Origin of the sequence: Pacificibacter marinus (genome assembly GCF_018860665.1) — a bacterium.
Classification (GTDB): domain Bacteria; phylum Pseudomonadota; class Alphaproteobacteria; order Rhodobacterales; family Rhodobacteraceae; genus Celeribacter; species Celeribacter marinus_A.
Map to the genome: position 1 here is coordinate 1 of NZ_JAHKPK010000065.1, position 21,984 is coordinate 21,984.

General features: G+C 54.9%; 17 protein-coding genes and 1 tRNA gene. 3 read left to right on the forward strand and 15 right to left on the reverse strand.

Annotated features, from left to right (window positions below; genetic code table 11):
- Positions 1 to 112: 112 nt before the first annotated feature.
- The 9 genes from KO497_RS18555 to KO497_RS18595 all read right to left on the reverse strand — a co-directional run bounded on the left by KO497_RS18555 (position 113) and on the right by KO497_RS18595 (position 12,009).
- Positions 113 to 622, reverse strand: a complete 510-nt coding sequence (locus KO497_RS18555; RefSeq protein ID WP_215945457.1) for a DUF6538 domain-containing protein — start codon at positions 620 to 622, stop codon at positions 113 to 115.
- A gap of 145 nt (positions 623 to 767) precedes the next feature.
- Positions 768 to 857, reverse strand: a tRNA-Ser gene (locus KO497_RS18560).
- Positions 858 to 969: 112 nt separating this feature from the next.
- The gene (locus tag KO497_RS18565; RefSeq protein ID WP_215945458.1) at positions 970 to 1,686 is read right to left on the reverse strand and encodes an alanyl-tRNA editing protein; all 717 of its coding nucleotides are present in this window, start codon (positions 1,684 to 1,686) and stop codon (positions 970 to 972) included.
- Positions 1,683 to 4,115, reverse strand: coding sequence for a DUF3772 domain-containing protein (locus KO497_RS18570; protein ID WP_215945459.1), 2,433 nt, complete (start codon positions 4,113 to 4,115; stop codon positions 1,683 to 1,685). Before KO497_RS18570 ends, KO497_RS18565 begins: the two co-directional genes overlap by 4 nt.
- Complete coding sequence (locus KO497_RS18575; RefSeq protein WP_215945460.1) at positions 4,115 to 5,146, reverse strand: cysteine synthase A; 1,032 nt, start codon at positions 5,144 to 5,146, stop codon at positions 4,115 to 4,117. The genes KO497_RS18570 and KO497_RS18575 overlap by 1 nt, the downstream gene beginning before the upstream one ends.
- A 139-nt stretch (positions 5,147 to 5,285) precedes the next feature.
- A complete protein-coding gene (locus KO497_RS18580) occupies positions 5,286 to 6,647 on the reverse strand; it encodes a cytochrome P450 (RefSeq protein ID WP_215945543.1) in 1,362 nt (453 codons plus the stop codon).
- Between the two features lie 8 nt (positions 6,648 to 6,655).
- Entirely contained in the window at positions 6,656 to 7,891 is a 1,236-nt protein-coding gene (locus KO497_RS18585; RefSeq protein ID WP_215945461.1) for a hypothetical protein, read from the reverse strand.
- Between the two features lie 72 nt (positions 7,892 to 7,963).
- Positions 7,964 to 8,713, reverse strand: coding sequence for a cytochrome c biogenesis CcdA family protein (locus tag KO497_RS18590; protein ID WP_215945462.1), 750 nt, complete (start codon positions 8,711 to 8,713; stop codon positions 7,964 to 7,966).
- 173 nt (positions 8,714 to 8,886) lie between these two features.
- A complete protein-coding gene (locus tag KO497_RS18595; protein WP_215945463.1) occupies positions 8,887 to 12,009 on the reverse strand; it encodes an Rne/Rng family ribonuclease in 3,123 nt (1,040 codons plus the stop codon).
- Positions 12,010 to 12,730: 721 nt separating this feature from the next.
- Between KO497_RS18595 and KO497_RS18600 the strand changes: the two genes are divergently transcribed.
- Positions 12,731 to 13,948, forward strand: coding sequence for a glycerophosphodiester phosphodiesterase family protein (locus KO497_RS18600; protein WP_215945464.1), 1,218 nt, complete (start codon positions 12,731 to 12,733; stop codon positions 13,946 to 13,948).
- Positions 13,949 to 14,056: 108 nt separating this feature from the next.
- On the opposite strand, the gene KO497_RS18605 is transcribed toward KO497_RS18600, so the two are convergent.
- From KO497_RS18605 to purC, 6 genes are all read right to left on the reverse strand, one after another.
- On the reverse strand, positions 14,057 to 14,770 hold the full coding sequence (locus tag KO497_RS18605) for an HAD family hydrolase (RefSeq protein ID WP_252729797.1): 714 nt from the start codon (positions 14,768 to 14,770) through the stop codon (positions 14,057 to 14,059).
- Between the two features lies 1 nt (position 14,771).
- The gene (locus KO497_RS18610; protein WP_215945466.1) at positions 14,772 to 16,109 is read right to left on the reverse strand and encodes a sigma-54-dependent transcriptional regulator; all 1,338 of its coding nucleotides are present in this window, start codon (positions 16,107 to 16,109) and stop codon (positions 14,772 to 14,774) included.
- 77 nt (positions 16,110 to 16,186) lie between these two features.
- The gene (locus tag KO497_RS18615; RefSeq protein WP_252729793.1) at positions 16,187 to 17,932 is read right to left on the reverse strand and encodes a sensor histidine kinase; all 1,746 of its coding nucleotides are present in this window, start codon (positions 17,930 to 17,932) and stop codon (positions 16,187 to 16,189) included.
- Between the two features lie 187 nt (positions 17,933 to 18,119).
- The gene (gene purQ, locus KO497_RS18620; protein WP_215945468.1) at positions 18,120 to 18,788 is read right to left on the reverse strand and encodes a phosphoribosylformylglycinamidine synthase subunit PurQ; all 669 of its coding nucleotides are present in this window, start codon (positions 18,786 to 18,788) and stop codon (positions 18,120 to 18,122) included.
- A 32-nt stretch (positions 18,789 to 18,820) separates the two neighbouring features.
- Entirely contained in the window at positions 18,821 to 19,051 is a 231-nt protein-coding gene (gene purS, locus KO497_RS18625) for a phosphoribosylformylglycinamidine synthase subunit PurS (protein ID WP_215945469.1), read from the reverse strand.
- Positions 19,052 to 19,134: 83 nt separating this feature from the next.
- Positions 19,135 to 19,893: a phosphoribosylaminoimidazolesuccinocarboxamide synthase gene (gene purC, locus KO497_RS18630; protein WP_215945470.1), complete on the reverse strand. Its 759-nt coding sequence runs from the start codon at positions 19,891 to 19,893 to the stop codon at positions 19,135 to 19,137.
- A 283-nt stretch (positions 19,894 to 20,176) separates the two neighbouring features.
- Between purC and KO497_RS18635 the strand changes: the two genes are divergently transcribed.
- Both KO497_RS18635 and bmt read left to right on the forward strand, forming a co-directional pair.
- Complete coding sequence (locus KO497_RS18635; RefSeq protein WP_215945471.1) at positions 20,177 to 20,482, forward strand: DUF1476 domain-containing protein; 306 nt, start codon at positions 20,177 to 20,179, stop codon at positions 20,480 to 20,482.
- A gap of 479 nt (positions 20,483 to 20,961) precedes the next feature.
- Positions 20,962 to 21,978, forward strand: coding sequence for a betaine--homocysteine S-methyltransferase (gene bmt, locus KO497_RS18640; RefSeq protein ID WP_215945472.1), 1,017 nt, complete (start codon positions 20,962 to 20,964; stop codon positions 21,976 to 21,978).
- The last annotated feature ends 6 nt before the right edge of the window (positions 21,979 to 21,984 follow it).

Genomic DNA, 21,984 nt, shown 5'->3' on the forward strand with positions numbered 1-21,984 from the left:
CAGTCTGAGCGGACTGCCCCTCGCCGGCCATGCGCTTGCCACCACCGCTTGAATTTGCGTGCCTCTGCGCCACCGACATCAACCACGTTCAGGTCCTCGCCAAGAGCCGCAATCAAATTGTTGACAGCCCGCAGGCGAGGCGAGCGCCACAAGCGCATTTGTTCGCTATTTTGAAGCGATTGTCATGGGCCGCAAGCGTTTCGACATGGCCGACAAGGTCTGACAGCCGCAATTGCGGTGCCTCAACCACCCCCAACAGAGCCGATGCGATCACCTCGTCGGGCACTCCATCGGCAGTCTGCGTCGCTTCAACGCGCCGCAAAACTTCATCCAACGGTGCCTGTGTAACGCTATCGATTGATAAAAATTGAAATCCACGTAGAGCTGCCAACTGTTGCGCTGCGCGAAACTTTTCTGCCGCATCGCCATCCCGCCCAGCGAGACACGCTTCCCAGCCTTCGATATACGACAGCCAGACCCCAGCCATTTTTTGCAACGCAACACCATAGGAATCGGTTTTGAGGCTATGCCAAACAACAGGCCGCGGCTCGACTGACGCATACCGTTTTGGGACACGTCGCTTTAAATACCAAGTCGTTCCACGCAAGACAGGTTTTGACATACTGGCGCCCCCAACATTCGCTTTGTGTAGCAAAATGGGGTGCAAAATGGGTAGCAAATCAAGGGAGGTAAGATGAAGGCGTTGGGAATTATATGCTTAAGTATTTGATTTCATGTAAAAATTAAAATTATTACATGAGTTAAAATGGCGGACAGACAGGGATTCGAACCCTGGAGACGGTCTCCCGCCTACACACTTTCCAGGCGTGCGCCTTCGACCACTCGGCCACCTGTCCGTTGGCGCGATTTCTAACCGACCACGCAGGGGGGGGCAAGCCCCTTTCCCTATAAAATAGTGCTTTTCGCAAAAATGACGTAACACACTGTGAATGCATAGATTTTCACGGATCAATCGAGGTGAATGGCGACCCGTCGGTTCATACGACCTTTTTTCTCGATCTTGCCAATGCGAATGCGTCCGATTTCAGAGGTGCGCGCCACGTGGGTGCCACCACAGGGTTGCAAATCAACCTCTGTGTCTCCATCCCCAATACGCACCAAGCGCACATGCCCCTGCCCCGTTGGCGGCATCACGGACATGGTTTTCACGATAGAGGGATCCGCCAAAAGCTCGTCATCAGTGATCCACGTATCCGTCACTTTCAGGTCTTGCTCGATGAGCGCGTTAAGGGCTTCCTCAAGTGCTGCTTTGTCTTCAGGTGGCGCGTCCATCGCAAAATCAAGCCGACCTTTTTCTGCACTGATCGACCCGCCCGTGACAGGCAGAGGGATCACAACAGACAACAGATGCAAGGCCGTGTGCACCCGCATGTGCCGATGGCGTCGCACCCAATCAAGACGCTGGGTGACCAGCATGCCCACAGGGGGCAAGGGTGCAGGCTCTGCTGGGACCAAAATAATGTCTTCGCCATCGCCTTTGATGGATGTCGCGATGTTCAGCGCGCCGCCAGACCATTCAAGTCGCCCACTGTCCCCCGGCTGTCCACCGCCCGTGGGATAAAACACTGTGGCGTCTAGAATAATGCCGCCCTCGGGCGTATGCGCGCGGACAGTGCTTTGCGCATCTTGCAGATAGGCATCGTCGCGAAATAGGGCTGTGGTCACGTCGCATCGTCCTTTAGCTGTGAGCCATTGGTGTCAGCGTCCTGATCCTGTGTTGCGGGCTCGATCTTGGTTTCAGTGTGAAGTGTTGCTGCGCTGTTTGGGCTATTGCCATGCAAGACTTCTGGATTGCGCAGCCAAATGTCACGCTGCGCGAAGGGGATTTCGATATTCTCTTCTACGAAGCGACTGGCGATCTGGTGATTGACGTCGCTGGTGACTTTCATGATCGTAGTCACGTCCGCCAAAATCGCGCGCACTTCGAAATCAAGTGAATCGGCGCCAAAACCGATGAAAAGGACCTGCGGCGACAGGCCTGAAACGATGCCTGGTTGTGCCTCAATAATCTCGTACAAAATGGTTTCAACGCGGCGGGTGTCAGTGCCGTAGGCGACGCCAATTTTGAGTGTCACACGCCCCAAAGAATTGCCGCGCGTGTAGTTCGTGACCGAATTGGAAATCAGATCAGCATTGGGCACGATCACGTCAGTACGGTCAAAGGTCTCGATACGGGTCGAGCGCACAGAGATATCGCGCACAAAGCCCATTTGGCCGCCCACCTCGATCCAATCGCCCTTGGACACGGGGCGTTCGATCAGTAAAATGATGCCAGAAACAAAGTTTTGCACGATGTTTTGCAGACCAAAACCGATACCCACCGACAAGGCCCCAGCCACGAGCGCCAAGGCCGACAGATCGATGCCAGCCGCCATAATCGCCACAACGGCAGACAGGAACACCCCGACATAACCCGTGCCAGAAACAACTGCCTGTTGCCCGCCGCGATCCAATCTGGTCTTGGGCAGGATCGTCGAGGCCAAGGCCGCTTTGAGCAACCTTGTGAACCCGAACCCGATGGCAAAAACAATCAAAACAGTTAGCACATCAGGAATAGACAATTGCGCATCGCCCAAGGGGATGCCCTGCTGCATCAAGGTCCAAATTTCCCAAAGCTGATCGGGTCGCATGCCCCAAATCAAAGCAAACAAGGGCACAGCGCCGGCAAACAATGCAATCGAGATCAGCACAGGCACCAAGCCATCCGCCTGATCGGTGTCGCGCCGCACGATGGTGCAATAGAGGTCAGACACAAACCGCGAGGCGACCAACAATCCGCTCAGCAGCGCCAAGGATAAAACCGCAGGATAGACGATGCCGATGGCCGCGGGCATATAGCCAACGGCCCCCAATAGAACGGCAATCATCGCCGCTGGGCGCAAAATCTTTGCGACTGATCGCGTCATGAGCGCCACGAAACCACCAGAGGGGCTGCCCGCCTCCACCGGGCCCATCATCGCCTCTTGCACGCGATCCACCGAGATCAATATCTGCGCCAAGCGCAACAGCGAGAACGCCGTCAACACCACCAAAGGAAAGCGCAAAACATTCAAGCTGCCCGCGCTATACCCATCGATTTGAGCCAAATCGGCCAGCAAGGCATTGAGCGCCAGCATCAAGGCCATGAGTGTGAAATGGCCCGAGGCTTCACGCTGCTGCGTGGCGCTTAGGTCAAAGTTATCTTGGGTGGTTTCAGTCGCGTAAAGCACGCGCGTCGCCAGCCATCTTGCGGCGAAAAAGGCAAAGCCAATCTCGGGCAGTGCTTCAGAAATCGCCTGACCGCGTTCGCCCAAAACCCCAGTGATTTTAGCCGCCTGCGCCAAGGCAAGCAGTCCCAGCACAGGCACGATCACCTGTCCCAAGGACCCAACAAAATCGGACACGCCGCGGCCCGCTTGGCCGCTGACAATGCTTTGAACTTTTTGAGAGGCCAAATCCGTATATTTACGGCCGCGCAGCAATAAAAACACTGACAAAATCGTCAAGAACACAATGCTCGCGCCATTGGCTTTCAACGTGGCTTGCACGGCTGGTTTCAGCAGATTTGCAAACCCGACACGCCATGCTGTGAGCGCCGTGTCAGAAATGTCCTTGATCGCTTGCGGCCAAATGACAGGATTGAGCGGCGTTGGGCCTAGCTCCATCAACGCTTCGGTTTGGCGCGAAATCATGATGCTATCGATTTCACCGATCAACCCATCCGCACGGGTAAAGGACTCTTCGGCTTGGCGCACGGGCGCTGTCGCAGCCTCAAGCTGTTTGGCCAATTCCGTGCGCCGCACAGCGACATCATTGGGTTCAGAACCGCCCTCTTCGGGTGCAGCGCCTAATGATTTGATCTGCGCTTGCAGGGTTTGAATACGAGCAGAATTGGCGCTTTCTGCCTCAAGAAATGCGCCGCGCCATGTCACCAATGTGGCGCGTGTGTCCTCAAGAGTTGCGTTATCAGGCGCCCCCTCGCGCAACACCGTTTCGACGCCGCTGGCAAAACTGTCCCAATCGGTGTAATTTGGCGTGCTTGCGTCTTGTGCCCACAGCGAAAGCGGCAGGCACAGCGTTAAAACGATGAGGAACCGGCAAAGCAGAGTGCGCATCAGCCCTCGTAAACGTCAGGCAAAGCGCGTGGACCATGATCAAGCCATTTGGGCACAGGTAGGCCTTTTTCTTTTAAGAACTCAGGGTTGAACAGTTTCGACTGATAGCGCGTGCCGTAATCGCACAAGACAGTTACGATTGTATGACCAGGCCCCATTTCACGGGCCATTTTCATCGCTCCAGCCACGTTCACGCCAGACGACCCACCAAGGCACAGGCCCTCATGTTCGAGCAAATCAAACACAACAGGTAAGGCTTCGTCATCAGGCACTTGGTAGGAAAAATCAGGTGTGAAGCCCTCTAAGTTGGCGGTGATACGCCCCTGCCCGATGCCTTCTGTGATCGAGCCACCTTCCGACTTCAATTCGCCAGTCGTGTAATAGCTGTGCAAGGCTGCACCCATAGGGTCAGCCAAACCGATTTTCACGCCCTTAGGCTGCAACGCCATGCCAACACCCGCAAGGGTGCCGCCTGATCCAACAGCACAGATAAAGCCGTCGACCTTACCGTCTGTTTGCGCCCAAATCTCAGGGCCTGTTGTTTCAATATGCGCTTGGCGGTTGGCGGTATTGTCGAACTGGTTGGCCCAGATCACGCCTTCATTGGTTTCCCGTGCAAGTTGTTCAGCCAGACGACCAGAATAGCGCACATAGTTGTTCGGGTTCTTGTAAGGCGCGGCCGCGACCTGCACCAATTCAGCACCCGCCAAACGCAGCATGTCTTTTTTCTCTTGGCTTTGCGTTTCAGGAATCACGATCACCGTGCGAAAGCCCAAAGCAGAGCCGACCAACGCCAAACCGATGCCTGTGTTGCCGGCTGTGCCCTCAACAATGGTGCCGCCCGGTTTCAACAGGCCCTTGGCCACCGCGTCTTTGATGATATAGAGCGCCGCGCGATCTTTCACGGATTGACCGGGGTTCATGAACTCGGCCTTGCCCAAAATCTCACATCCCGTGGCCTCAGAGGGGCCTTTGAGACGGATCAATGGCGTGTTGCCGATTGTGTCGATGAGATCTTGGTTCACGCGCATATCAGGGCGCTCCTTTATAATAAGTCGTCTTGGAATATGTAGAACGAAGGTTCGCCACACTCAAGCCTCACGGGGAGATTCAAGGAAACTGTTTCGCCAATTCCACGCCAGCCGGAACAGAACCGCCTAGCAGCCCTGTTTACGCTTTGTCGCGTTTCTCAAGTTCCAGCCAAATCCCATCGCCCGAGCGCACCGTCAAATGCGCCACAGGCACCGGCGTTTTCCCTGCGACGGTTTTGATCTTATATGCGCCGACGATCATCGCCAAAAGCAATGGCCCCTCGACCATGGCAAAACCCGCGCCAGTACAAACACGCGGACCAGATGAGAACGGTATAAACGCATCGCGCAGGCACTGCTTGCCGTTGTCGGTTTTAAACCTGTCAGGGTCAAAGGCGTCTGGATCATCCCAAAACCGTTCGTGCCGCTGCACATGCCAAGGCGATAGCACAATTTGACTGCCTACAGGCACATCGCGTTCGCGAAACCGTTCAGGGCAGGTTGTCTCGCGCACCATCATCGGTACAGGCGGATACAATCGCAGGGTCTCGCGAAACACGTCTTTGGTATAGCGCAGCTTGGATAGGTCGGAAAACGCGGGATCGTTGCCAAAGGCCAGCCCTTCTGCGGCGACCTTATCTTGCACCTCGGGGTTTGCCGCGATCAACCACAGCGCCCAAGCCAAGGCGGAGGCGGAGGTTTCATGCCCCGCCAAAAAGAAAATCGCCACCTGATCGACCATTTCATCAGCTGTAAAGGTCTGACCTGTTTCAGGGTCGGCGGTGGTCATGATCTTGGTCGCCAAATCATTGGGCGCCGTGCCCGCTTTGATCTCGGCCATGCGGGTGTCTGTCAGGGTACGGATCAGGGCGCGGATTGTTTTGGCGGTGTCTTTGGTGCGTTTGCGGTGAAAGCGCGGCATCCAGCCCGGCAGCGGGATAAAGGCTGCGATGTTCAAAATCGGCTGTTCGCGTTGGTGATCTTGAAACTGGGCAAAGACATCGCGCGCGATCTCATGTTCAATCGGAATCGAAAACAGCGTGCGAAAAATCACATCCGCTGCGGCATGGGATGTCTGCGGTTCAACATCAATGGGGCCTTGCGGGCCTTCAAGCCGCGCCACGGCAGACTGCGCCGAGGCCACCATGGCCTCGAATGTGTCGCGCAACCGCCCGCCTTCAAATGCCGGATCGATGATGCGCCTTTGCCGCTTCCACGCCTCACCATTGGTTAAAAACACAGACCCCTCACCCAAAAGCGGCTTCAGACCTTCGGCGATGCGCGCAGATTTCGGGAAATCCATTGGCCGCTCGTTGAGAACCCGTTTGATCAAACTGGGCTGATTGACCAAATAGGACCGGAAAAACGGCGTGCGAAACTCGGCCATCCATGCGCGATACAGCTTGGCAGGCTGCGCCGACAAGATGTCTTTGCGAAACAATTTCACATAGTTGCGCAAAGTTGTTTTATCGGGGCGCGCAGTGGGTTTTGGCGGAATCATCGGTGACATTATAGGGCCATCTCGGTGTATGTATTGGCTGGCGTATCGATGCGGCTGGGCGTTGGCGCGTGATTTTGGAACCGCTCAGCCAAGGTTTGCGGCCCTGCGGTGATTTTGAAATAATCATAGCTGAGCGGGCGATCAAAGGCGCACAGATACTGAAAATGCAGTCGGAAGAACCTGCGTTTAAGCGTGGACCACAATTCTGGCGACAGGGCTTGAGTGAAAGCGGCTGAGATCACCAAGGGCCATTTCTGATCATCGGGCGCAACCCCCGTGACTTTGACCGGATCACATAGCGCAAAAGAACAGGGGTCGCCGGGGGCTGTGACATCAAGCCAGAACAGCTCATCACGGGTGCATAAATAGGCCAAATCACGGCGCAAAATTTTCGCCTCTGGCAGATAGCTGACCATCGGCACCACCTGCCCCAATGTCAAAAACGACAGCTTGGGCGCGGTGTCCGTGTCGCGTGCTGGCACTTGGCCCCCACGGATCAAATTGGCCAAAACGCTGACGCCCAGATGCGCGCCGGACGAATGCCCAACGATCAGAACCTCGTCCCAATCTTGCGTCATCGCCTCGGCGATATCGTCTTGAAACTCTTTGAGACGCGCGATCAATTCAGGCGGTTCAGCCCCACGCCAGCGCGCGGAATAGCCGTAATCATGCATCAAATAATAGGCGAAAAACTTGCCGTCTTTGCGCTTGAACCACCGCAAAATGCCGTAACCCAGCAAAAGCGCGGCCACGCCTGCCCCCGCTTTGAGCAGAGCAGTTTTTGCCCAAACCCCAAGCAACGCATAAAATCCCCATGACAGACCAACAGCGATGAGCAGTTGCACCAGCAAGATCAAAACAGGGTATAAGGCCGCCAAAACAGGCCCGCGTCGCAGCTTCATCAATGCACCCAAAGCGCCGGTAGAAATGTATATCCAAGCGGTGCGGATCAAAATCCAGTAGGTCTTGAAAATCCCTGCATCCATGCTCGATTGTACAATATCGGACCAAACCAGCACATCGATTTCGCTGCGAGTTTGCCTTTCGTCAATTTGCGCATCCACGGACCAGCCAAAACGTTCGCCGGACTTCGGCGATAGCGTTAAATCATAGCCGGAAATATCGGATTGTTTGGCGCCTTCCTTGCGGTAAAGCTCGCGGTAGCGCCGTGGCGGGATCGGATCATAACCGGGGATGTAAAACACCCGCCGCCGCTTAACCTCGTCATTGCCTGCTATTCCCATCTACGCCATCCGCTGCCTGAAACCACGTTTTGCCAGCATGTTAGCGTAAGTTTTAAGATTGCGTAAGCTGTATCACCCTAAAGCGCTCAACGCAGGGAATGTCTCGAGCAACCAATAGCTGAAGCGTGAAAACGCGCCGGTCAAAAGCATCACGCCCACAAAGACCAGTAACGCGCCCATGAGCTTTTCGATCAGCCCCATATGGCGTTTAAGGCGGTTCATCACCGACATGGCACGGGTGATGAAGATGGCGGACAACAAAAACGGCACCCCAAGCCCGATGGCATAAACACCCAATAAAGCGGTGCCGCGTGTGACAGAGCCTTCGGTGGCGGCAATCGACAGGATCGCGCCCAGTTGCGGACCGATGCAAGGCGTCCAGCCAAAGGCAAACGCCAAGCCAAGCACATAAGCACCAAAGGAAGATCCCCCTTGGTCGCCCGCATCAAGTCGCGCTTCGCGGTCCAAAATAGAAATGCGGAACACAGACAGAAAATGCAGCCCTAGAATGATGATCACACCGCCCGAAATACGACTTAAAAGCACCTGATTTTGCAGGAAAAAACTGCCCAAAAAGGACGCCGTGAACCCCAGAAACAAAAACACTGTCGACAGGCCCAAAACGAACATCAGCGCTGGCACGATGGCTTTGCGCGGTGCATGTTCATCGGTCAACTCGCCCATAGAAATACCCGACATATAGGCCAGATAGGGCGGCACAATTGGCAAGACGCAAGGACTGACAAAAGAGGCAATACCTGCAGCCAAGGCTATGAAAATGGCAGGCAAAAGGCCCGCGTCAAAGAGGTCGATTCCAAACATGTTTCACTCATGCCACGACGGCACGTTGATGAAAAGCGGCGCGTGGTCGCGGCAAGGTCACTTTCATGTGGTCCACCGTAACAATCGCCACCACGGCACATACAAACACGGCACATACAAAAAAGGCGACCAAATCAATTGGCCGCCTTTTCTATAAATATATCAGTATCGTATCAACCGATACTCCACCACCCTTTGCGTTTAGGCTTTGCGGGCTCGGCGGGAGCGGTCTCGACTGCAGCCTCTACCACCTCAGGTGCTGCAACAGGTTCTGGCGCGGGCTGCTTAACAACAGGAACCGCTTCAGCGACAACAGGGTCTGGACTGGTTGCAACCGGAGCAGGTTCCACCTCGACAGGTGCTGGTGCCGCCTCGACAGCCGCCTCAACAGTCGGTGCAGCCGCAGCTTCTGCTTCTGCCGCCGCCGCTTTCGCAGCTTTATCCGCTTCAATCTCAGCCTTGGTGCGACGCTTGCGCTTTGGTTTGGGCTTTGCTGCAGCGTCTTGCGTTGCGACAGCTTCGGCTGCGACCACAGTTTCTGCCGCAGGTTCCGCTTTTTTACGGCGCGTGCGCTTTGGTTTTGCCGCGGGGGCCTCTTCAGATGTCTCGGCAGCTGCCTCAACAGGCTCAGATGGCGTCTCAGCAGATGCTGTCTCAACCTCAGCAACCTCAGCGACAGGATCAGCCTTTTTACGACGGGTCCGTGTGCGTTTGGGCTTTTCTGCTGGGGCCTCATCTACAACCGCAGCATCGGCATTGGCACCAGACGCTTCAGACACCGCAGGTTCGGCCGCTTGGGCCTCGCCTTCTACAGCCTCGGTGACCTCAGAGGTCTCCGCATTGGCAGTGGATCTGTTGCGACCACCGCGTGAACGGCGGGTCCGCGTGCGTTTGGGCTTGTCTTCGCTGGTCTCGTCAGAGGCTGCTTCACCTTCAACTGGCGCGGCATCGGTGGTTGCGACATCCTTGGATTCAGCCTCAGATGAGGTTGCTTCCGCCTCACCGCTCTCTTCACCTTCGGTCTGCCCCTCAACGTGATCACTCGTTTTGCGACGACGGCGACGACGACGACGACGTTTTTTCGGTTGATCTTCTTCGCCCTCAGCAGCCGGCGTTGCAACTGCGGCTTCTTCTTGGGTCTCTTCGATCTCTTCGGCCTCGACAACATCGTCGTCGATTTCATCCATCAAAGCGGCAGAGGCAGAAATCGCCGTATGCGCGACCTCATGCACCACACGTGTGGCAGTTTTGAATTTCTCGATGGTGAAGTCCGGCGAAATCATATGCGGATCAGCCTCAAGACGCACGGCCATGCCGTAACGCGCTTCGATCTGTGCAATGTTTTCACGCTTCATGTTCATCAAATAGTTGATAATCGCAACAGGCGCTTTGAGCAGAACTTCTTTGGACCGACGGCGTGTGCCCTCTTCTTCCAATTGGCGCAAAATGGTCAGCGCCATATTGTCATCAGAACGGATCAGACCCGTGCCGTGACAGATGTGACAGGGCTGCGTTGTCGCCTCAAGCATCCCTGGACGCAGACGCTGACGCGACATTTCCAGCAAACCAAAGCCTGAAATGCGACCCACTTGGATGCGGGCGCGATCGGTTTTAAGTTTGTCTTTCAGTCGCTTTTCAACAGATGCGTTATTGCGGCGCTCTTCCATGTCGATAAAGTCGATGACGATCAGGCCAGCAAGGTCACGCAAGCGCGCTTGACGGGCCAGTTCTTCGGCGGCCTCAAGGTTGGTTTTCAGCGCTGTGTCCTCAATGGAGCCCTCTTTGGTGGAGCGTCCAGAGTTCACATCGACAGAGACCAAAGCCTCGGTCACTTCGATCACGATATAGCCGCCAGATTTCAACTGAACCGTCGGATTAAACATCGATCCGAGGTAGCTTTCCACTTGGTAGCGGGCGAACAACGGCAGATTTTCGCGGTAATTCGTCACGTTTTTCGCGTGGGTCGGCATAATCATACGCATAAAGTCTTTGGCCGTGCGGAAGCCCGCATCGCCTTCGACAATCACTTCGTCAATCTCTTTAGAATACAGATCACGGATCGAACGTTTGATCAGATCGCCTTCTTCATAGATTTGCGCTGGTGCGACTGATTTCAATGTCAGTTCGCGGATCTGTTCCCACATGCGTTTAAGGTAATCGTAATCGCGCTTGATTTCGGTCTTGGTGCGCTGCGCACCCGCCGTGCGCACGATCAGACCTGCGCCCTGTGGCACGTCCATTTCAGTGGCAATTTCTTTGAGTTTCTTGCGGTCTGCTGCGTTGGTGATCTTGCGGGAAATACCGCCACCACGGGCCGTGTTTGGCATCAAGACACAGTAACGTCCCGCCAATGACAGGTATGTGGTCAAGGCCGCGCCTTTGTTGCCGCGTTCCTCTTTGACCACTTGGATCAACAGAATCTGGCGAACTTTGATGACTTCTTGAATTTTGTAACGACGTGCGCGTGCCTTGCGACGCGGGCGGATGTCTTCATGCGTGTCATCGTCGGCGACGTTTTCGATGCTTGAATCTTTTTCAGATGCGGTTTCGGCCTCATCATCATCGTCGTCATCATTGGCGCTGTCGTCATCGGCACTCTCAGCATCGGTGACTGCCACTGTTTCAGTGTCATCCTTAGGTGTCACGTCATCTGATTGCGCCTCATCAGAAGCCGCATCAACGGGTTCCTCAACAGGTGTGTCTTGCACCGTAAAGGCGGGCGATGTGCCCTCTTCAACCGCACCATAGCTGCTGTCTGCACTGCTGTCTGAGCTGGCATCCGCGATCAAAGCATCTTCGGCGCTCAGGTCAGGTTCAACAACATCCATGCCAGAGGCTGTGTTTGTTTCAACCGCAGCTGTCGCATCTGTTTCGCCCTCAGCACTCGCAACCTCAGCCGTCGCGACTGCATCATCTGATACCGTTTCTTCGGCCTTGCTGCGTGACCGTGACCGCGAGCGGCGACGGGTGCGTGTGGGCTTTTCGTCTTCTTCCTCTTGGGCTTTCGCGTGGGCCAGTTCTTCAGCCATAAGCGCTTCGCGGTCGGCCACAGGAATTTGGTAGTAATCTGGGTGAATCTCTGAGAACGCCAAGAACCCGTGGCGATTCCCGCCGTAATCAACGAAAGCCGCCTGAAGCGAGGGTTCGACCCGTGTTACTTTTGCGAGATAAATGTTGCCAGCGATTTGGCGTTTGTTTTCAGATTCAAAGTCGAATTCCTCGACCTTGTTTCCGTCAACCACCACAACGCGGGTTTCTTCCGCGTGGGTGGCATCGATAAGCATCTTTTTAGCCATTTTATTCTTTCGGCACCCGCAATCGGCCCGTCCCTCAAAGAGGTGGGCGAGCGAAATTGGAGGTGATTGTTGGGGGCGTTGGCAATCGCGGGCAAAGGAGCGGGGACGCGAGCGCCCTCATTCAACTCTATATTTGCCTGTGCGCGTTGCATCGCGTTTCTTCTCCGGCGCACATCAAACAAAAGGTTGAGGCGCCCATTCATGAAACCCATGCGCCCTATTATCAGAGGCGTGGGCGTTGCTGTGCCGCGGGGCTTTGTCATGCCTCAGGGCGCTATCGGTCTGCGATGTAAGCGGGTGGCACACTGTCGTTTGGTGCCATGCCCAACGCTTGCTTGCAGCGAATTTGTCAAAGCACTGTGTCTGACGCGAAAGGCGTTTGGCACATGTGCATCCCTAATCAGTAGTGGTCCCTGTGGACAAATACAACATGCAATTTCACAAAGCCTGTCGTTTGCCTCTATGAGTGCCCAACAAGTAGTCTTGAGTGGTTTCAAAAAGTTAAGGCCACTTTGATTTGACGGGCTTGAAAAACAGCTCTCCCTGCAGCGCATCAAAGCGTCACGCAATAGTGTCACCACTGTCATACAACCGTCGCAGCCTCGTCGCGGGATCGTCACGAAAATCAATCAGCTATAGCGCATCCGATCGTGCTTATTGGGCATCCATTTAGCCCCAACAGGCATTGTCTTGCGTTTTTGACTTCAAACAGGACTATCATATGACACGTTTACACCTCGGGATTTCCCTTCTTGCACTGACTTGCGCTGCGCCAGCCCTTGCACAAGACATGGACCAAGCCCGTATCGAACTTGGCCCACGCCCTGCTTACTTGATCTCCACGATGGACGAGAGCCCGCTGAAAGACGCGTTGGAAGCCTGTGCCGCAATGGAACCTGTACGCACAGACTTTTCAATCGCGCACCGCGGCGCGCCGTTGATGTTCCCTGAGCACACAGAACAAGCCAACCGTGCTGGTTTCTTGATGGGCGCTGGCATCATGGAATGTGACGTTGCTTTCACCAAAGACAAAGAACTGGTTTGCCGCCACGCGCAAAACGACCTGCACACAACCACAAACATTCTTGCCACAGATTTGGGCGCGCAATGTACAACGCCTTTCACCCCAGCAAGCGGTGATACATCTGCACAAGTCGAATGCCGCACGTCAGACATCACATTGGCTGAATACAAAACACTGAACGGCAAAATGGACGCAGGCAATTCTTCTGCGACCACAGTTGAGCAGTACATGGATGCCACAGCGTCTTTCCGCACAGATCTTTACGCCACAACCGGCACGTTGTTGTCGCATAAAGACTCCATCGCTTTGTTCAAATCTTTGGGCGCGAAATTCACACCTGAATTGAAATCGCCTTCTGTCGAGATGCCATTCGACGGCTTCACGCAAGAAGACTACGCGCAAAAGCTGATCAACGAATACAAAGACGCAGGTATTCCAGCGTCAGACGTCTTCGCCCAGTCTTTCGATCTGAACGATGTGCTGTACTGGATCAAAGCCGAGCCTGAATTTGGCGCGAACGCTGTGTTCCTTGTGGAAGCCACTGACGGTTTTGACCCACAAGATGCAAACACATGGAAAGAAGACTTCACCGCTTTGAAAGCCGCAGGCGTCAACAACTTGGCCCCCTCTATTAACATGCTTGTTGTAAATGATGGCGATAAAATCGTTGCTTCAAACTATGCAAAAGCGGCGAAAGAAGCAGGTCTTGATCTGATTTCTTGGTCTCTGGAACGCTCTGGTCCCTTGGCCACAGGTGGCGGTTGGTATTTCCAATCCGTGACAGAAGCGATGAACAATGACGGCGACTACTTTGAGGTGCTCGACGCTTTGGCGATGGACGCTGGCGTCAAAGGTGTCTTTTCTGACTGGCCTGCAACAGTCACATACTATGCTTCTTGCATGGGCCTGAAATAAATCAAGCGACAGACGCTTTAAAAAATTAAATACGGGGCCTCCATTTTGGGGCCCCGTTTCGTGTCAGGTGATTAGCCTCAGGCCAAAGCCCCGTTCAGCATCCGCGCTCTAAGCGCTGACAGTTTGAAATATCGGCGAGACCAGCGTCAACGCCGCTTTCAAATCGGATGCAACCCCTTGGCCCAAATCCGGCAAGGGCGTGTTTTCAGGCCGCATATCCGGTATCTGCACCGCACGGCATCCCGCCGCCATAGCCGCGCGAATACCTGTGTCACTGTCTTCAAACGCCGCGCAATCCGATGGTTCAAGCCCCAAAGCCGCCGCCCCTTGTAAATATGGCGCAGGATCGGGTTTGTTGGCCGTAACCTCATCGCCTGCGACCACCGCCACCAGATATTTCAGCAGACCCGCCTGCTCTAGCTCGTGGCGCGCGGCAACGCCGATGGTCGATGTCACCACCGCCATTTTGGCACCCGCCTTTGCCAAGCGTTCGAACACCTCGCCCACGTAAGGGCGCAACGGCACGTTTTCACGCATCAGATCCGTTTTATGTCCATTAAAGGCAGCAACAAATTCCAACACATCCATACGACCTTGCAACCACAGTTTCGTCTTGGCCGTATTGCCCGGCAAGGATCCTCCGATCAAAGACAGGAAAAACCGCCGAGCCTCGCTGTCATCGATGTCCAAATCGGCGCAAGCCATCACAAACGCCTGCTGGCCTACCCGTTCGGTGTCCAGCAGCAGCCCGTCCATATCGAACAGATACCCCTGAGGCGTCCAGCCGTGCGGCATTTGGGGCGCGCCCCATTGGTATGTCATATTATCCAAGGTAATCAGACCTTTGCAGGCTATATTTGGCCATTTTCTCATTCAGGGTACGACGCGGCAAACACAGCTCGTCCATCACAGAGACAATAGACCCTTTGTGGCGACGCATGGTGTTGTCGATCAACATCCGCTCGAAGGCTTCCACATATTCTTTCAGCGGCTTGCCCTCAGTCGTCATAGTTTGCTGCTCGACATCATCGCCCTCGGACAACAACAGCGAGGCGATAGAGCCCGATCCGCGCCGGTTTTGCAGCACGGCGCGTTCAGCCACGTTGATCAACTGACGGATATTGCCCGGCCAAGGGGCTTGCAACAATTGTGCCGCTTCCTGTGCTGCCACTTCGCGGGCCTCGCAACCGTATTCTTCGGAAAATTGCTGCGACAATTGCGTGAACAACAGCAAAATATCTTCGCCGCGCGCACGCAATGGTGGCAGCGTGATTTTCATCGCTGCCAAACGGAAATACAGATCGGCACGCAGCGCAGATTCGCAGGTCTTGCCCTGCTCTTGCAGGTTACAAATTGCGATCACGCGGGTTTCTGGTGGCGTGCCTTGATCATCCATCCAAGACAGCAATCGCGCTTGCAAATCGGCTGGCAGAGCTTCGATATCTTCCAACACGAGCGTGCCGCCGCGTGCCTCTTCGATCAACGGAATGATTTGCCCGTCAGGATCAGGCCCAAACAAGCGCTTGGCCAACTCGTGTTCTTCGCGCCCCGCGCAGGTAAATGTCACGAATTTCTTATTGGCCCGCGCCCCGACAGCGTGCAAAGCATGGGCCACAAGCGTTTTGCCTGTGCCGGTTTCGCCATCGATCAACACATGCCCATCGGCTTGACCGAGGTCTAAAATATCTTCGCGCAGACGTTCCATCACCGGCGAGGCGCCGATCAGCTTTTTCATCAGCCCTGTGCCATCTGACAGTTCACGGCGCAGCGCGCGGTTATCAAGCGTCAAACGCCGCGCATTCGTGGCCTTTTTCGCCAGTTCCGTCATGCGATCAGGGTTGAACGGTTTTTCCAAGAAATCAAACGCCCCGACACGCATGGCCTCGACCGCCATCGGCACATCGCCGTGCCCAGTGATCATGATCACCGGCAGCCCTGAATCCACGGACATCAGCTTTTTCAAAAACTGCATCCCGTCCATGCCCGGCATTTTGATGTCCGAAATGATCGCGCCTGGATAATCAGGCCCGAGCGATTTCAGCGCATCCTCTGCACTGGCAAAGGTTTCCGTGTCAAATCCAGACAAGGCCAACCATTGACTGATCGATTGGCGCATATCTTGCTCGTCATCGACGATCGCGATCTTCATTGCAGTTGCCATGAAACCTATTCTCCTAGTCTTTCCCCTTTGAGAGCCCCCAAAGGTATTCTTGTTCTTATGCCTGTGTATGTGGTCGCTTACTGCGCGGCAGCCAAGCCCTCTTCAGACATAGGAAGGATCATTTCAAATTCAGCCCCCCCATTGCTCCAATTGCGCGCGGTGAGCCGTCCCCCCAACTCGTTGACGATACCAGAGGAAATGGCAAGCCCCAGCCCGACACCATCGCCGGGGGCTTTGGTGGTGTAAAATGGTTCAAACATCGTGTCCAAATCTTGGATTCCTGTCCCGTTGTCACGCACCAAGACCGACGCCTGCGCGCCGCCTGCGACCAAGATACCGATCTGCGGCTCTGCTACGTTTTTTGACGCGTCAAACGCATTGCGCAGCAGGTTCACCAAAACCTGTTCCAACCGCACCCGATCGCCCTGAACGATCACCGGTTCTGGCGGCAAGGTGCGGGTGATTTCCACCGATCTTTGGCGCATCTGCGGTTCCATCATCGACAGGGCTGAGGCCACGCAATCCCTTAAATCTATGGGTTCCAAGTGGTCCGAACCCTTACGCGCATAGGATTTCAACTGGCGCGTGATCGCCCCCATGCGGTCAATCAAATCGTCGATCCGCCCGAAAGAGGCCAGCGCTTCATCGGGCCGCTTTCTTTGTAGCAATAGCTTGGCCCCCGCCAGATAGGTTTTCATCGCCGCCAGTGGCTGGTTCAGCTCATGCGACACCGCCGCCGACATCTCGCCAAGCACCGCCAATTTCGACGATTGCAGCAAGGTCTGTTCGGCCACTTCAAGGCTGCGTTCAGCGCGTTTGCGTTCGGCAATTTCCCGCTGCAGCGCTGCGTTGAGCTGGCGAAGCCCCGCCGATTCTTGTTGAAAAAGCCCCGCCTGCGACATCGCCCGCCGCGAGGTCAGATAGAAAACCCCCGCCAGAAGAATGGCAAATCCCATGATTTCCAGCGCCAAAACCCCGTTCACCTTTTCGCGAACCGAACTGTAGGTGGTGAAAGACGCCATACGCCAGCCCCGAAACGGGATACGATTTTCCAGCCGCATCACCGCCTCACCACCCAAATATACTTCGGCAGGCGTTGAATTCCAATCCGTTGTCAACCGAAACGCGCGCTCGATCGCCGTGGGCGCATCTGTGACAGACAGGGCTTCGGCTTCGGTCTTGGACCGCCAGCGAGGTTCCGTTGAAAGAATGATCTGATTGTCCGAATTGATCACAATCACAGCGTCAGAAATACCCGACCAACTTTTCTCAAACTTGGCCAAATCGACCTGCACAACGATCACGCCCACCAGCGCCCCGCCGACGTCAATCTTACGACTATAAGTGAATTGATACCCGCCGCCTGCGCGCTGGGTGGCGTTGAAAATCGTTTCATTCGAACGCAAAGCATCAATGAAACTCGGCTCTTGGCGTCCATTGGTGCCCAACAACCCTCTGTCGGTGGCGGCCACAACACGTCCGCTTTCATCCAGCAACAAAATCGCCGCCGCGCCGATTTCCTCGATGTAAGAAATCAAATGTTGCGAGGTTTGTGTGTAATCATCAGTGTTCAGCGCGCTCACCAAAACGGGGTCGCGCGACAGCAAAATCGGCACGATGGATGTACGCTGTAACTCGGACAACAGGTTGCCCGAATACAGCGCTTGGCGCACTTCAGCGCGGTTGCGCGTTAAAATCGTGTGGCGTTCGGTCAACAGCAGATTCGTGACCCAAACAACCGAAATTGCTACCACAACAAAAGCCACAAGCGCCAAACGCCCGCCCCACGTCAAGGTACGCGGTCGAGCTGGAGGTTGAGGCATGGTGGGCAGCTTGTGATCATTCATAGGTTGAGTTTACGCGTGACACTGCGCGCGCTCAAGCACAGATGCTGCGCCGCCGCAGGCCTACGCGGAAATAAGCCCATGAGACCAAAACAAAAAACGCCCCCGAAACGAGAGCGCCTTTTGTGTTTATCAATGCCAAGACCCTAACCCGAAAGGGCAGTGCTTAGGCAGGCACCACTGCTGACACCAACGCGTCAAAGAACCCTTTGCCGTCTTCATTGCCGTGGGCCGCTTCAAATGCCCGCTCTGGGTGGGGCATCATGCCAAGCACGCGGCGGTTGGCCGACAAAATACCTGCGATATCATGTGACGACCCGTTTGGATTATCCGCGTAACGAAACGCCACGCGGTCTTCCGCATCCAACATGTCTAGCGTGCTTTGATCGGCGGTAAAGTTGCCGTCATGATGCGCGATTGGCACGCCGATCACTTGACCTTTTGTGTAAGTCGATGTGTAGGCACTGTCTGTTGTCGCCACAGTTAAAGGTGTGGTTTTGCAGATGTATTTCAAACCAGCGTTGCGCAGCAAAGCACCCGGCAAAAGCCCCGCTTCGGTCAAGACCTGAAAGCCGTTACAGATGCCAAAGGCATATCCGCCGCGCTCAACATGTACTTTCAACGCTTGGGTGATCGGCGAATTGGCCGCAATCGCGCCGCAGCGCAGATAATCGCCGTAAGAAAACCCACCGGGCACACCAACGACATCCAAACCCTCAGGCAAGGATGTTTCTTTGTGCCAAACCATGGTGACATCCGCCCCAGATTGACGCAGGGCCACAGCCATATCGCGGTCGCAGTTAGAACCAGGGAAGACAAGAACAGCAGCTTTCATAGCGCTTTCTCCTTAGATCGCGTGGGTTGGGCTTATGCCAGTTCGATCGAGTAGCTTTCAATAACCATATTGGCCAAAAGCTTTTCACACATGGATTTGATGGTCTCCTCAGAGGTGCCATCGGCCAGATCCAATTCGATCACTTTGCCTTGGCGCACATCGTTGACACCGTCGAACCCCATCGCGCCAAGCGCGTGGCGCACGGCGGCGCCTTGGGGGTCCAGAACACCGTTTTTCAGCATGACATTCACGCGGGCTTTCATAGTCAGGGACCCTTTCTTTCGAGGTCTAAGTCTTGCGAGGTCTAAGTCTTTGTCAGTCTAACAAGATGCGGCGGGGCCGCAGCTCAGTTGATCACAGTCGAATTGGCGGCAGGACCGTTCGTTGGCAAAACGCCCAATCGACGCGCCACTTCGGTATAGGCGTCCGTCAAGTTGCCCAAGTCACGGCGGAACACATCTTTATCAAGCTTTTGGCCAGACTCGATGTCCCACAAACGACAGCTATCAGGTGAAATTTCGTCAGCGACGATCAAACGCATGAAGTCGCCTTCCCAAACGCGGCCGATCTCGATTTTGAAATCGATCAACTTGATGCCAACACCGTACATGACGCCGGACATGAAATCGTTGACCCGCAAGGCAAGTGCGACGATGTCATCCATGTCTTGCTGAGAAGCCCAGCCGAAGGCGATGATGTATTCTTCAGGCACCAATGGATCACCCAAATCATCGTCTTTGTATGAAAATTCAATGATCGGACGAGGCAAACGTGTGCCCTCTTCGATGCCAAGACGTTTGGACATGGACCCAGCCGCATAATTGCGCACGATCACTTCCAAAGGCACGATTTCGCATTGGCGGATCAACTGCTCACGCATATTCAGACGTTTGATAAAGTGGTTCGGCACGCCAACGCTGTTGAGACCTTCCATGAAGAACTCGGACAGACGGTTATTCAAAACACCTTTACCATCCACGACAGCCTTTTTCTCGGCGTTGAATGCGGTGGCGTCGTCTTTGAAATACTGAATCAAAGTCCCTGGCTCTGGACCCTCATAGAGTGTCTTTGCTTTGCCTTCGTAGATTTTTTTACCACGCGCCATGGGGTCTCCAATAGATATGGGGGCCGGGAATCATTCATCCAGCCGCTCTAGGTGGCTCTTTAGGGCAAGCGGCGCGGCCAAGCAAGATCACGGCAGGGATTTGAACCCGCAAATCTGTTACCAAAGGGTCATAAAGGGGCAAAGGACTGCGCAAAACCATGTTCGCATCGCCTATGCAGCCCCCAAACATAAGTGCGACTTTCCCACGCGCGCGCCCATTCCCTCTTGAAGCCAAGGCCTAGGGGCGTCATATCTTAATCAAACACCGAACGGAGGACTGACCATGTCAGCATTTGATGAACGCGAATCTGCTTTTGAAAACAAATTCGCCCATGACGAAGAAATGCAATTCAAAGCCGAAGCCCGCGCCAACAAGCTTTTGGGCCTTTGGGCGGCTGAAATTTTGGGCAAAGACGACGCCAACGCCTATGCTTTGGAAGTGATCAAATCCGACTTTGAAGAAGCCGGCCACGACGATGTGATCCGCAAAGTTGTGGCAGACCTTGGGGACAAATCCTCTGAGGCGGCGATCCGCGCAAAACGCGCCGAGTGCTTGATCGAGGCAAAAGGCCAGCTTGCTGCGGGCTAAGCCTTGCGGGCGGGCTAAACGCCGCGCTTGCTGCACACAGCTGCTTTAGATCACGGCAAAACGACAAACGGCTCAGCTCTCTGGGCCGTTTTTTAACATCATGATCTGGCGTTCATTCGACGGTCTGCTACGATGAGACCGGACCGCACACCTTACCCAAAAGCTTCAAACATTTCGCAAATTCTTGCCGTGGGTTAATACTTTATTGTCAGGTCGCAGCGCAAACCTATCACCTCGGCTTTGCCCCACAGGCCCTTTGCGATTGTTGCGAAAATCCCCATCCTAAAAGACAAAACCGCACCGATTCACCACGCCATTTCGCATGACTTTCATAAACGTTATGATTTGAATGAATTTGATTCATCTGCCCAAGTCTGGCAAACAGCCCTCAAAGCCATTGCGGGAGGCTCCCCGAGCCGCACGCATACCCAAACACTGCCCGTCCTATAAAGCGCGGCCCAAACAGACCGGATTTCACAATGACTGACGCCCTCACCCGCCTGCTCAGCGAACGCGATTGGCTTTTGACCGATGGTGCGACTGGCACAGCATTGTTCAACATGGGGCTGCAATCTGGCGATGCGCCTGAGCTTTGGAATGTCGACAAGCCTGAAAACATCACCAAACTCTATCAAGGTGCGGTGGATGCCGGTTCTGACATTTTCCTGACCAACACTTTTGGCGGCAACGCCTCGCGGCTCAAACTGCATGACGCTCAATCGCGCGTGCATGAATTGAACAAAGCCGCCGCAGAAATCGGTCGCGAAGTGGCAGATAAAGCGGGCCGCACCGTGATCGTTGCAGGCTCCGTTGGGCCAACTGGCGACATCATGGAACCCACGGGCACGCTAAGCTTTGCAGACGCGGTGGAAATGTTCCACGAGCAAGCCGAGGGCCTGAAGGCAGGCGGCGTTGATGTCTTGTGGATCGAGACAATTTCTGCCCCCGAAGAATACCGCGCCGCCGCAGAAGGCGCGCGTTTGGCAGGCATGGCTTGGGCGGGCACCATGTCCTTTGATACAGCCGGGCGCACGATGATGGGTGTCACCTCGTCCCAAATGGCGAACTTGGTGGAAAAAATCGACAACCCGCCCGTGGCTTACGGCGCCAACTGTGGTGTGGGATCTTCTGATCTGTTGCGCACGGTTCTTGGGTTTTCCGCCCAAGCCACAGGTCGACCAATTATTGCCAAAGGCAACGCAGGCATCCCCAAATACCACGATGGCCACATCCATTATGACGGCACGCCTGAATTGATGGCCGATTACGCCTGTATGGCGCGCGATGCGGGTGCCACGATCATTGGCGGTTGCTGTGGCACGACGCCTGTACATTTGCGTGCGATGCGCGAAGCACTTGAAACCCGCCCGCGTGGCGAACGCCCAAGCCTTGAACTTATAGCCGAAAAGCTTGGCGGATTTTCGTCGCCATCTGACGGCACAGACGACAAAGGCCCGACACGGGACCGGTCGTCGTCACGTCGTCGTCGCACTTAAACCAAA